Source organism: Neorhizobium petrolearium (assembly GCF_029854435.1).
In the GTDB taxonomy this organism is placed as follows: domain Bacteria; phylum Pseudomonadota; class Alphaproteobacteria; order Rhizobiales; family Rhizobiaceae; genus Neorhizobium; species Neorhizobium petrolearium.
Genome location: NZ_CP123001.1, coordinates 275,501 through 287,642, shown reverse-complemented (window position 1 = coordinate 287,642; position 12,142 = coordinate 275,501). Strand labels below are relative to the sequence as shown.

Genomic DNA, 12,142 nt, shown 5'->3' with positions numbered 1-12,142 from the left:
CGGGCATGTCCTGCAGCGGAGTGCGACATCTAGTTGCCGCTCTGGTCAAGAGCCTCAGGCCCCTCAATTGGGACAGATGGCTCGGAGAAGAGTTTGGGCAGGCTCGCGAGGTTCGGAATAGTGAAATCTGGCTTGAGCTGCAACTGCTCTTCCTGCGTTCGCATTGCCTTGAAAATTTCGGTTGGTCCGAAGTTGACCGCAGCCGCATTGACAAGATCACGGGTCAGATGCTCACTCGACACCCTCTCCACCCGCACGACGGTGAAACCGAAGCTCTTGGCGCCGGCGATATCGAACCCATTCGAAGACACGAAGATTACTTCCTCGCGCGTTGCGGCGAGGCGATCGATGATGAGTTGATAGGCTCTGGGGTCGGGCTTGAACACCTTGCTTTCCTCCACGCTTAGGATGTGGTGGAGGTGATTGTTTAACGCGGAGTTTCCGACCAGCTTCGTTAGCATGTTCTTGGTTCCATTCGACAGAATGGCAAGACGATGTGTCGCAAGCTGAGTGAGACATGTCTCCGCATCCTCGTAATCTGAGAGCTCGTTGAAAGTAGCGGCAAGGGTTTCGAGGCGCTGCGGTGGCAATTTGAGACCGAGAGTCTTCAGCGTGTATTCCAACGCATCGAGCGTGATCGTCCAGAAGTCCTCATTCCTTCCCATCAGCGTCGTCAGCCAGCTGTACTCAAGCTGCTTCATCCGCCAGATCTGCGTTATGTAGTGGCCATAGCCGGGAAACGCTTCCTCCGTCGCGGAGCCGATCGACTGCACGTCAAAGAGCGTGCCGTAGGCGTCAAACACAAAAGTCTTCGTCATGATTTCCTCTAGCAACTGCGGTTCAGAAAGCTGGTTCCTCTTCAAGGCAAGGAGTCTCTATCCGTGGCATAGTGCGGATCGCCCGCCTCAGTGACGATGTCCCGCTCAAGATAGCTCTCGCATGCGTCGATCGACACGCTTAGGCGAGCGTCCGCGTCCTCTCCCCAGAGCTCTCGCCCCGAAAAGACCACCGTATAGACCCATTGCGGATTGGCGCCGCGTCCGTGTGCATTGTCATCCGGAAAGACGTAGCTCCCTTGGACCTGGTCTATGATACCGCGCCTCGATCGGGCATATCGTGGCAGCCGGGTATGGCCGGTCGGATTGATGTTTCGAGTGCGCACGAGGTCGCCTATGCGATACGCCGGCGGAGTCAGGCTCGGCTGCTCGGCTGGGCCGTGCAGTAGCATCTCTGCGACGTCGGACTCTCTGAGAATATCGTCTGCCGCTGCTTGCACATCGCCGATCGGTTTTGAAAGGAAAATCTCATCATGGACAACTAAGCCGTGCTCGACCAGCAGCTTGTCGAGACCGCGGATCCAGATTTCGTAATAGCTCGCTCTGAGGTAAGTCGCCGGAGCGATGCGCTCATATGAATGGCGGTTTTCATCGATGTTCCAAACGCCAAGGCCGGCTATACAGAGCGATACGCCAAGCGCGCGCTTTTCCCATTCCCAATGAAAGACGGGCTCGTTTGGTTCAAACGGAATTGCCCCAAACCCCATCAGTCCTCCGAGATCGTGGGGTCCGTTCATCTGACGCGGTCCTGCAACATCACCAGCGCGGTTCCAATCATGGCGTCGCGGCTGACAACCGCTGCGAGCTCCCGCTCCGTCATATCTTCACTCCCGATCGGCCGCTCGGGGATGACCAGGTAGCGCAGTTCAGCGGTTGAATCCCACACCCGGACCAACTTCTCTTCCGGAAGGACGACTCCGAACTCAGCAAGTACACTCCGTGGGTCGATGACTGCCCGTGAGCGGTAGGCCGGTGACTTGTACCAGACCGGCGGTAAGCCGAGAACGGCCCAGGGATAGCAGGAGCAGAGCGTACAGACGATCATGTTGTGCACTCGCGCTGTATTGAAAACAGCGCGCATTCGTGTCCCGTGCCGCTCGCCGAAACCGAGGCTCGCGATCGCTGACGTTGCGTCGCGGACAAGCCATTTCGCAAAGGCCGGATCGCACCACGACCTCGCCACGACGGCGGCGCCGTTTCGCGGCCCAACCTTGGTCTCATATGTATCGACGATCGCTTCGATCGCCGCAGGATCGATCAACCCCTTGTGGATCAGCAGCGTCTCGAGCGCACGCATGCGCGCCTCCATGTCGGAATAATGATTGGCGTGTTCATGTTCATGGTGATCGTCGTCATGATTTCGGGTCATGGAAGCTCCTGAGAATGCCGCCATCCATTCTGCAGCAAACGACAGTGTCTCCCGCCCGGCTTAAGTGCAAGATCATACGCCAGCACCTTGGTTGATCAGAAATGCAACGTCTCGGCGGTATCGGATGCTATGCCCATTGACGGAAGCGCAGACACATCATGACTGTCCACGGCATGGCGTTTCCTCAACACACATCTCAATGAATGCGAATCGAAGGGACATTTAGATGACGAACACCGTTGCGATTGTGACCGGAGGCAGCTCCGGCATTGGCAGAGCAACGGCTCTGCGCCTCGCACGCGACTTTTCGGCAGTGGTCGTTACGGCGCGCGACGCCGAAGGGCTTGCTAGCGCGGCTGACGAGATCCGTGCCGCAGGCGCTGATGCACTGGCGATCGATATCGATCTTAGCGAACCCGAAGCTGCCGGCTTGGTCGTTGAGAAGACGCGCAATGCCTTCGGACGGATCGATGCGCTCGTGAACATTGCCGGCGCCGTACCGGGAATCGACCTCTTCGATCTAACGGACGCCCAATGGGACATGTCACTGAAACTGAAATTCCATGGAGCGCGGCGTTTGACGCTCAAGGTTTGGGATGCCTTGAAGATGTCGAAGGGCGCGGTGGTTTTCACTTCGGGAACCGGCGCGGAGATCCCGAACTCCGCAACGGCGGCAATCGGCACCATCAACGCCGCGATCGAAGCATTGGCCAAGGCATTCGCCGACCGTGGATTAAAGGATGGCGTGCAGGTCAACAGCGTTTCGCCCGGGCCAATCATGACCAAGCGGCGCCAAGGTCTGATAGAGGCTGCAGCTTCCGCGCGGGGCATTACAGTTGAACTGGCAAAGCAGAAGTTTCTGGAGCAGGCCGGCATCACCCGATTTGGTGAGCCGGAGGAAATAGCGGAGCTCATGGCTTTCGCAGTTTCACCGGCAGCACGGTGGATGACTGGCACGGTGTTGCGGATGGACGGGGGCGAGGTGAAATCGATTTAGCGGCGGGGTGCAGATATCAACAACAAGATCCGCGGCGGCTGCGGTCGGATTGAGATACCATATAGGTTTGCGGATGGGGAGCTCTTCCCCGCAAGCTTCTCGCCGATGAGCGGGCTTTTGAGCAGGATCGCGGCAGCGTGATCTCAGAGAGATTGCGCTTCGTGTATCTCGGGAGATGGTACAATTGCAGTGGCTGCCCGCCGCCACTGCGCTGGCGTAACGCCCATCTTCTGCTTGAAGACCCTTTGAAATGCTGCTTCGGAGCGATATCCAACGTCCTCGGCAACAGCAGCCGTCGATGTCCCGGGTACTCTGAGCGCATTTGCTGCGTAACCGATGCGAATGTCCAGCAGCAGTTCTATCGCCGAGTGGCCGAGCTTATCGGCAAAATGGCGAGCCAAACTCGCACGCGACATGTTGCAGACGTTGGCGAGTTGGGAGAGCGTCCACGCGTGGGCGGGCTTTGAGAGCATCGCCGAAAGTGCAGGCGCAATCCGAGGATATCCCGCAAGTGCAAGCAAGCCCGTTGGGGCTTCCTGCTGCTCACTTGCCCGCCGAAGCGTCAAGGCGAACAGGGCTGATGAAAGCGCATTGAGCATCGCCGAGCCCCCGAGCCCGTCGAAATGCGTTTCAGCTTTCATGAGTGATACAAGCTGGTCGAGCTGCGCGCCGGTTCCGCTTGGGGCTTGGCCGACGCGATCGCGCCGTACGATCAGCCTTGACGGCAGATACCTATGGATAACATGATAGTGAGGGTGCGAAACGGTGAAATGGCCACAGAGCAGTTCCGTTGCCTTGCCCTCACCGTCATTCTCACTGATGGTATGATTCAAGGCCGGACGGTATCGCGCCGGCGGCGGGTGGACAGCAGATCCATCGTGCAGGACGTGAGCCGCTCCCGCAGGCAGCAGCAGAATGTCGCCCGCCTCCAAGCAAATCGGCGCGCCGCCCGCCGGGTCGTCCATCACCGCCTTACCGCTCAGCACGATGTGATAGGGCGCAACGCCTGGTTCCGACATCTTCGAATCGATCCGCCATGGCGCGCCGTAATGACACCGCAAGTCCAAGCGTCCAGCAACGGGCATCAACGCCAGCAATCGGCTCAACCAATCCATCTTGCATCCTCAATTTGAGACGGTTGAGCATATCAATGACGACTTCTAGCATCAACAGCCTCGTTTCGATCCTATAAAACCACTCCTGTCTTCAACACGTACCAGGAGCATTCATCATGACTTCACGCATCTCAACTCTTCCGGTCGAATCCGCAACCGGCGAAACAGCTGAACTATTCACCCAGATCAAGAAGGCAGCGGGCAGCGTCCCGAACACCTATGCGGCGATCGGCGCACTTCTTCCGGCCGGCCTGAAGTCAATTCTTGCAGCGGAAACGGTATTGGCCTCTGGCTCGTTGGGCAGGAAGGATCTCGAGGCGATCAAACTCGCTACCAGCAGAGCCGTCGGCTGCGAATATTGCGTGGCTGCACATAGTCTCCTTGGCAAGATGGCGGGTCTTTCGCAAGCCGACCTTGAGCATATCAGGGCGGGCGAGCCGACCGGCAACGTCAAGCGTGACGCCCTGGTGCGTTTCGTCCATCACCTGCAGGCACATACCGGTACGGTCGACAAGGAGGAATTCGCGGCAATCAAGGCGGCTGGCTATACAGACGTGCAGTTGGTGGAAATCAGCCTAGCCATCGCGTTGACGAGCTTCACGAACACTTTCAATCGCATCAACGACACCACGATCGATTTCCCAGCTGTCGGAACTCTCGCCGCGGCTTGAACGCTCTTCACCGGCGGTTCCGGTTCAGACTGGACTGCCGGATGTCGCAACATCGGCTTGAGGTCGATGTTCTGGACAAAGGTTGAGCACAAAAACAACCACGGATTCCTCCCGCCGACGTACGGAAACGAAGGTTTCCTCTTCGGTCGACGATCACTCAAGGAGATATTATATGTCCGAGCACGAAGAATACGACGTTGTCATCCTTGGCAGTGGCCAAGGTGGCAAACAACTCGCATGGCATCTTGGCAGGCAGGGGAAAAAGGTGGCCGTGGTCGAACGGCGCTGGGTGGGTGGTTCTTGCCCAGCTGTAGCATGCCTGCCCTCAAAGAATGAATTGTGGAGCGCTCGCATCGCGCACGTTGTGCGCAATGCGTCACAGTATGGAACCAAGACGAGTGGCGCGGCGACCGATATGGTGAAGGTGCGCAGGCGCAAGCAGGACATGATTGAGCGCGAGATCGAACTGCATTTGGCAGCCTACAAGGCAAGTGGCGCCGAATTGATCATGGGAAGCGGTCGCTTTGCTGGCCCGAAGCTTCTGGAGGTCGTGTTGAACGACGGGGGTACGCGCTTGCTTTCGGGAAATGATGTTGTCATCAATGTCGGCTCCCATGCAGCGATCCCTGACATTCCCGGCTTAGAAGCAGCGCGCGCACTCACCCACATCGAGGCGTTGGAACTCGATTACCTGCCATCGCACCTCATTATTCTTGGAGGTGGATACATCGGCGTCGAGTTGGCCCAGGCTTACCGGCGGTTCGGCAGCCGCGTCACCATTATCGAACCGGGACCTCACATCGTTGGACGGGAAGATTTGGATGTCGCCAACGAGATGAGCGCAATTCTGGCAGACGAAGGAATCGATATCGTCATCGGTGCCCAGCCGACAGCCGTGCGCGGTCTTTCGGGCGACGCCGTGAGCGTCACGGTACGCACAGCCGATGGCATGCACACCATCGATGGCAGCGATTTGCTCGTTGCGGTGGGTCGGATCGCAAACACCGCCGACATCGGTTTGGATAAGGCTGGTGTAAAACTCGACAAACGCGGGTTTATTCAAGTCAATGAGCGGCTCGAGACCACAGCCGATGGCGTGTGGGCGATAGGCGAAGCGGCAGGCAGTCCGCAGTTCACTCATGTCTCCGTCGACGATTTTCGCATCGTTCGCGACAATATGGCCGGCGGCAACCGCCGCACTGACGAGCGGCTTGTCCCCTACGTGATGTTCACGGATCCACCTCTTGCCCGTATTGGGTTGTCAGAGGCGGAAGCCGAGCGGAAAGGAATCCCTGTACGAGTGGCAAATCTGCCGATGTCCCGCGTCTTGCGGACAATGGCGACTGACGAAAACAAGGGCTTCATGAAGGTTGTGGTGAGTGCCTCAGACGACCGTGTTCTCGGCTTCACGATGATTGGTTCCGAAGCCGGGGAGGTGATGGCGGTGGTCCAAACGGCGATCCTGGCCGGTCTACCCTATCAGAAGCTGCGAGATGCGGTCATTGCTCACTTAACCATTGCGGAGGGCCTTGGCCCGCTGCTTGGCATGGTGCCGGAGAGAAACTGACGCCTTCAAAATAGCGTCACCTTCCGTAGCAGGGCTATCGCATATGGGTCAGCGCCTGGATGAGATAGTCATCATTCCAGGCACATTTCTTGATGCGATGGCTGATGGGGACTTTGTCGGCATCAGCGGCCTGTAGGATGTTTCTGGTGATGCGGTTGAGGAGTGCGGTGTTGGCCGGAGCATTGTCCTTGCGACCGCCAGGCACCGCCGGGTTTCGGCGGCAAAGGCTGACACCGTCAGGGGCGGACTGGCCGCAAGGCCTTTCTCATAGGCTCGTCGCAGCGCCTTGCCGTCGAGCGAGACAACCTCCTGGCAGGCGCGCGCGAAGCCCGCGGCAAAGGCGGCGAAAGCACGTCCGAACGCCACGGGGTCGAGCAGCCGCAACAGCCGCGAAAAGGTGTCGTGGCTGGGCGCCACCTCATATTCGATCAGCCGCGACAGCGCCTGCTTGCGCTCGTGCGCGAACAACGAGAACTCCGTCGCATTGCTCGCGCCGCACAGGCTCGCCGCGATCATCATCACGATCAGGTCGCCAAGCCGGTGCGTAGCGTTGGCAGCACGCGGATCAGGCACCGTGCCGAAATAGCTATCAAGGCTGGAAATGGCAGTCTCTCCTTCGTTCGACTGCCTGCCCAAAGAATCCCTTCTCAGGCTAACTTCAAGCCCCAAAACACATATGCGATTCCCCTGCCTTCCGTAGTGTGGGGTGGCGCTCTATGATTGCAGCTGGAGGATCGAGAGAAGGAAACCAAGCCAGCTCAGATGCGGAGAGAACGCGAATAATCTTCGTGCCGGTGACCTCGAGATCCGGACGTCGTCGCCAGATGATAGGCGACGATCGCCATGACGAACAGGTCGCAGCGTTGGTTAACTTGCATCGCTTCTTCCGCAGTTCGGATATCGCGTGACGCACCTCATCTCACGGAATTTACGACGAGTGTCTTAATCGGCGTCAGCGACAGCGTTGCAGCATAATGAGGAGCTCTTTGTTTTCCGCCCGAAGCTTTATGATCATCAGCCGCTTGAGATGAAGATTTTCGACTTCGAGAGCGGCGAGTTCGTCTTCAGCTCCAGACGCTTCAACGGTCAAGTCTCGATTGCCGGGCACGGTGGACGGTCTTGCGCCAGAGGGGCGCGTCCTCCTTTTCCGCGGTCGAGGTTCGGAGACATACGATGGCACGACGGTCTTCTGTTTGGCTGAAAGAGCCTGATCGGCATCGATCGTCGGCTCATCCGGATCCTTGACCTGCGGCTCGAAGGCCGCTGGAACCGGATCACGAACCTCGGTTCCATGTGGAGCGTCCGATGTGATAATCGTGGTCTCAGCCGCCGGCACCATGGTCGTCTTGGGCTTTGCCTGAGGTAAGGCGTCATCAGTCTCGACGGCGCGGGCAACCGCCTGCAAATCCAGGTTTCCCCAGATTGATTTCGGCTGCGCCTTCGATAGCCGTCTGGTCGTCTTATATTCGACGACGAAATTGCGCCTGGGCGTTTTCATGTTTCGGAAGCTTGCGATTGGAAGACACGGATGGAACCGCCGAACTCGATCATAGGTTCCGAATTTGACGACTCAGTCGAACGCGCATAAGCGGGCAGGCAGTCGGCACCTAAGATCGCTACTTCAGCCCAAGCCTCTTGCGCAGCTCGGCGTTTTCGTTGCGCAGCTTTTCGGACAACAGTCTTCGCAGCCGACGGTTTTCTTCCTCGAGCCGGATAAACTCGGCCAGTTCGTCATCCACAGCCTCGGAAGTGGCGGGCACTTCCGCCACGGACTTTGCCGTCGCTTTCTTCCATTGATAGTAGGTCTGGTCGGAGATCCCGACATCGTTGACTGCATCCTTGAGCGTCGCGCCACCCGAAACCAGGGCTTCGATCTGCTCGACCTTCGCCAGCTTCTCCTGATCGCTCAGTCCGCGGGTCTGCGGCTTGACAGGCGCGGACTTGGCAGAAGGTTTTTCGCCGGCCGCCCTTTTCGCGCGCCGCCTCTTTGCCGGAGCTGCGGGTTCCCTCGGCTCGGCTTCAACCGATGCGGTCACGTCCGGCGGTGTCTGGATCTCGTCTTCGGCCATCTGAATATCCTTATCTTTTTCGCTTTGTTGTCCAACACTGTTGAAGAGTCAATCTTGGGCGGGCCTCCAAGCCTCGCTACCCTTGAAAACGATCATGTCACACAATGACTCAGGTCGCCGAACGCCGGCGAGCGGATTGCCCGCAATCTGCTGCGGATCAAGCGGTACCTCTGGCATGGCAATTCCCGCGCCGGCCCGTTGTGGAGCCAGGACCTGGCGGATGACCTCTATGGACTCGAAGAAGACTGCAGCTATCCCAACCTGAAGGCGTTCTCCCAGGCAGTCGCGGAATTCGCCACCTATATCGAGCGCAACGCCCATGCTATTGCGAATTATGGCGAACGCTATCGCTACGACGAGCGCATCGCCACGTCGTTCGTGGAGTCCGCCGTCAATGTCGTGATCGCCAGAAGCAGCAGATGCAATGGTCGCGACGCGGCGCCCGCATGCTCCTACAGATCCGCGCCCGAACCCTTGATGGCGCGCTCCGCGGCCAATTCGAAACATGGTATCCGGGCCTTTCGGCAAATGCTGACCAGACATCAACTCAAGCTGCGGCCGCCTGAATGCCCCACGCTTTTTCCTGCTCTCCAAGGCGAAGGCCGGCCCTTAGCGAACATGAAGCAGGGCGTAGTGTCGGGATTGCAGTCAAGATAACGGGCTACTCTTCCAAGTTAGGCCAAACACCCTGAGCCAGTTCTCAAAAGCGAACTTTGATATCGCTTGCTGATCAAATCCAGCTCTACCCATGGCCTCGAACAGGTGCGGTAAGCCGCTCACATCCTTAATTTGGCTCGGCACCGTAGTACCGTCGAAATCCGATCCAAGCGCCACCCGGTCTTCCCCCATACGGTTGATGAGATATTCTATATGGCGAACGACTGTGTCGAGAGGCGTATTGGCATCAAGGTGCCCGTCGACGCGAATGTCGTAGACTGCAAGATTGAAGCCGATGATGCCATCCGTATCGCGAATGGCATCGAGCTGCCGGTCGGTTAGGTTTCTGGTGGACTGGCTCATGGTGTGGGCGCAGGCATGGGTGGCGACAAGAGGGGCGTCGCTCAGAGCTGCAACATCCCAAAAACCCTTCTCATTGAGGTGAGCCAGATCAATCATTATGCCAAGGTTGTTGCAGGCCTTAACGAGCTCCTTCCCCGCGTCGGTGAGCCCCGGACCGATATCCGGCGACCTTGGAAATGCGAACGGAACACCATACCCGAAAATATTCGGACGGCTCCACACTGGCCCCAAGGACCGCAGACCAGCCGCATACATAGTATTTAGATATTCGAGGTCTGGATCGACTGCCTCGGCCCCCTCCATATGTAGCACGACCACAAACTGCCCTTGAGCTTTCGCAGTCAGAATTTCATTGACGCTCCTTGCAAAGCACATTTTACCGGCGGAGCGCTCGACTACGCCTCTCAATGCCGAGAGCTGCGCATCAATCTGAGGCCTTGCAACTGGAAGCGGCAAGGTTTCTGCGTAAACCACTTCATATCCGGTGTCGGTCCTTATCAGATTATTCTCTGGTTCACGTTCCGGCTTTGCCATCAGCGCAAACAGTCCGCCGACCATGCCGCCTTCCATGGCTCTAGGCAGATCGAGGTGACCGACCTCGGACCTGATTAGAAAATCTCGGCCGGGCGATCGGTACTCCGCCATGAATTGGACTGCATCGTTATGGCCGTCGAAGACTTCGGTTTCGAACATTGTAATCTCCGCCTATCTCTACCCGGATGATTAGGGAAATCGGGCATTATTTCAACCGCGCCCCCCATCCTGCGGGTTCTTCCCCTCCAGCCATCATCGCGAATTGCGCGCCGCCGCAATGGCCCAATGGGCCAAAATCGCCCCGGCATGACGGACCGCGGAAACCCGGCATCTCCGCTTGTCTCATGAACGTTAAGTTTACGATGCTTACAAGGCAAACGCCGGAGCATCGTCGCGCAATGCGATGTGCTTGAGCGCTGTAAGCGGATCGCCACCGCGAACGCGCCTGCGGCGGTCATCCAGAGGGTCCATTCAAACCCCGTCACACTTGTTACTCACGCCGCCTGCCGTGCGGCCGTACATCTTTCTCAGGTTTGCGCCGAAAAGTCTTGGCGAAGCTTAAACGGCTCGGCCTCGCCCCTAACAGACAGCAACGATACCAGCGGCACCAAGCTGGGTAGGTCTGCATGGACGAGCACCTGCAACTAGAATCGTCACGCGCCACCAGCCGCGGCGACATTAGGATGAGGAGGATATGATGTCCGCAACCGTTTCAAATAGAAGCTCTTGGTCCATCTCGACCTGGCTGTCCGTCGTCTCGCTTACCTTCGGCAGCTTTGCACTGATCAGCAGCGAACTACTGCCTATGGCGGTACTCACCCCGATGGCCGCTGATCTCGGCGTTACTGAAGGCGCCGCGGGTCAGGCGGTGACTCTTACGGCCCTGCTTGCCGGCGTCGCAGCGCCCACGGTGGCACTCATCATCGGCCGCCTGGACCGTAAGCTGATCAATCTAGCCCTCTGCGCTCTGGTTATTGCGTCCAATATCGCGGTAGCCTTCACATCCGACTATTTCGTGCTGCTGGCCGCCCGCATGCTCCTGGGCGTGGCCATTGGCGGGTTTTTCGCCCTGGCTGGCGCAACCGTCGTCCGGCTCGTCACCATGGAGGACATGGGCAAGGGCATGTCGACCGTCTTCATGGGTCTCTCAGCGGGGCTCGTTGTCGCCCCGGCAATTGCCACCCTGATCGGAGAAGCGTTTGGCTGGCGAGCGGCATTCATGGCCGCCGCCGGGTGCGGTTTGCTCGCGCTGCTGTTGCAAACGGTCTGCTTGCCGAGCGTGCCGGCGACAAGTGCAACAAGCCTTTCGAGCCTGTTCGGCCTGCTGAAACGGCGGCCTGTGCGGGTGGGATTGGTCGTTGGACTGCTGTTCTTTGGAGGCGAAGTCAGCGGCTTCACCTTCATGCGGCCCTATCTGGAAACCAGTGGCGGGCTCGATCCAACTGCCATCGCCGCCGTTCTGTTGACCCTCGGTCTTGCCAGTCTGGCGGGGAGCGCAATTGCGGGCGTATTCGCCGATCGCATGTTGCGCGACGGTTTTGGCGCTACGTTCCTGGTGCTGGCGATCGCTACGATCGGCCTGTTGACGCTCAGCAACGCCTACATTGCGATCCTTGTCTTCGCCGCTGCCTGGGGCATCGCCATAGGCGCGGGGCCGGTGATGACCCAGACGTGGATGGGCCGCGCCGCGCCCGATCAGCTTGAGGGTGTGGGCGGGCTCTTTCTGGCCGTCATTCAGTTCGGCGTCACTATGGGCGCGATCGCCGGCGGTGTCGCTGTAGATGTCGTTGGCACGAGCGCTCCGCTCTACGTGACCGCAACCTGTGCCACTCTCGCGGCCATACTGATTACAACGCAGCAAGCTCCCGATGCGGTTTCGCAGACGCCTGCAGTGGCGTCAGCCGCTGCCGAATAAGCGAAGGGACCGGCAGACTCGCGAAGTCGAGCACGGCCCATCAACAACA

The 12,142-nt window shown here is 58.6% G+C and carries 12 protein-coding genes and 1 pseudogene; 5 read left to right on the top strand and 8 right to left on the bottom strand.

What is annotated here, in order from left to right; genetic code table 11:
* Positions 1–29 precede the first annotated feature (29 nt).
* Genes QEO92_RS28255 through nthA form a run of 3 tightly spaced genes read right to left on the bottom strand, consistent with a single transcriptional unit; the run spans position 30 to position 2,205 of the window.
* On the bottom strand, positions 30–818 hold the full coding sequence (locus QEO92_RS28255; protein WP_227705487.1) for a haloacid dehalogenase type II: 789 nt from the start codon (positions 816–818) through the stop codon (positions 30–32).
* Positions 819–859: 41 nt separating this feature from the next.
* Positions 860–1,573 (bottom strand): nitrile hydratase subunit beta, encoded by a 714-nt coding sequence (gene nthB, locus QEO92_RS28250; RefSeq protein ID WP_227705486.1) that lies wholly within the window; start codon positions 1,571–1,573, stop codon positions 860–862.
* Positions 1,570–2,205 (bottom strand): nitrile hydratase subunit alpha, encoded by a 636-nt coding sequence (gene nthA / locus QEO92_RS28245; RefSeq protein ID WP_227705485.1) that lies wholly within the window; start codon positions 2,203–2,205, stop codon positions 1,570–1,572. The genes nthB and nthA overlap by 4 nt, the downstream gene beginning before the upstream one ends.
* 226 nt (positions 2,206–2,431) lie before the next feature.
* Here nthA and QEO92_RS28240 point away from each other — a divergent pair, with 226 nt between their 5' ends.
* Positions 2,432–3,202, top strand: a complete 771-nt coding sequence (locus tag QEO92_RS28240) for an SDR family oxidoreductase (protein ID WP_227705484.1) — start codon at positions 2,432–2,434, stop codon at positions 3,200–3,202.
* 143 nt (positions 3,203–3,345) lie between these two features.
* Here QEO92_RS28240 and QEO92_RS28235 read toward each other — a convergent pair whose 3' ends face one another.
* Complete coding sequence (locus tag QEO92_RS28235) at positions 3,346–4,317, bottom strand: cupin domain-containing protein (protein WP_227705483.1); 972 nt, start codon at positions 4,315–4,317, stop codon at positions 3,346–3,348.
* Between the two features lie 116 nt (positions 4,318–4,433).
* Between QEO92_RS28235 and QEO92_RS28230 the strand changes: the two genes are divergently transcribed.
* Both QEO92_RS28230 and QEO92_RS28225 read left to right on the top strand, forming a co-directional pair.
* Positions 4,434–4,988 carry a carboxymuconolactone decarboxylase family protein gene (locus tag QEO92_RS28230; RefSeq protein WP_227705482.1) on the top strand — a complete coding sequence of 185 codons (555 nt, stop codon included), beginning with the start codon at positions 4,434–4,436 and terminating at the stop codon, positions 4,986–4,988.
* Between the two features lie 172 nt (positions 4,989–5,160).
* Positions 5,161–6,555: a dihydrolipoyl dehydrogenase family protein gene (locus tag QEO92_RS28225; protein WP_227705481.1), complete on the top strand. Its 1,395-nt coding sequence runs from the start codon at positions 5,161–5,163 to the stop codon at positions 6,553–6,555.
* Between the two features lie 48 nt (positions 6,556–6,603).
* On the opposite strand, the gene QEO92_RS28220 is transcribed toward QEO92_RS28225, so the two are convergent.
* The 3 genes from QEO92_RS28220 to QEO92_RS28210 form a co-directional block, all read right to left on the bottom strand.
* On the bottom strand, positions 6,604–7,191 hold the full coding sequence (locus QEO92_RS28220) for an ISAs1 family transposase (RefSeq protein ID WP_227705480.1): 588 nt from the start codon (positions 7,189–7,191) through the stop codon (positions 6,604–6,606).
* A gap of 316 nt (positions 7,192–7,507) precedes the next feature.
* Positions 7,508–8,053, bottom strand: a complete 546-nt coding sequence (locus QEO92_RS28215; protein WP_227705479.1) for a hypothetical protein — start codon at positions 8,051–8,053, stop codon at positions 7,508–7,510.
* A 118-nt stretch (positions 8,054–8,171) separates the two neighbouring features.
* Positions 8,172–8,624: a transposase gene (locus QEO92_RS28210; protein WP_227705478.1), complete on the bottom strand. Its 453-nt coding sequence runs from the start codon at positions 8,622–8,624 to the stop codon at positions 8,172–8,174.
* 123 nt (positions 8,625–8,747) lie between these two features.
* Between QEO92_RS28210 and QEO92_RS28205 the strand changes: the two are divergent.
* Positions 8,748–9,190 (top strand): annotated as a pseudogene (locus tag QEO92_RS28205) (ISKra4 family transposase); the annotation flags it as partial.
* 82 nt (positions 9,191–9,272) lie between these two features.
* Here the strand turns inward: QEO92_RS28205 and QEO92_RS28200 are convergent.
* The gene (locus QEO92_RS28200; RefSeq protein ID WP_227705477.1) at positions 9,273–10,337 is read right to left on the bottom strand and encodes a dipeptidase; all 1,065 of its coding nucleotides are present in this window, start codon (positions 10,335–10,337) and stop codon (positions 9,273–9,275) included.
* Between the two features lie 535 nt (positions 10,338–10,872).
* Between QEO92_RS28200 and QEO92_RS28195 the strand changes: the two genes are divergently transcribed.
* The gene (locus QEO92_RS28195) at positions 10,873–12,093 is read left to right on the top strand and encodes an MFS transporter (RefSeq protein ID WP_280107543.1); all 1,221 of its coding nucleotides are present in this window, start codon (positions 10,873–10,875) and stop codon (positions 12,091–12,093) included.
* Positions 12,094–12,142: the final 49 nt, after the last annotated feature.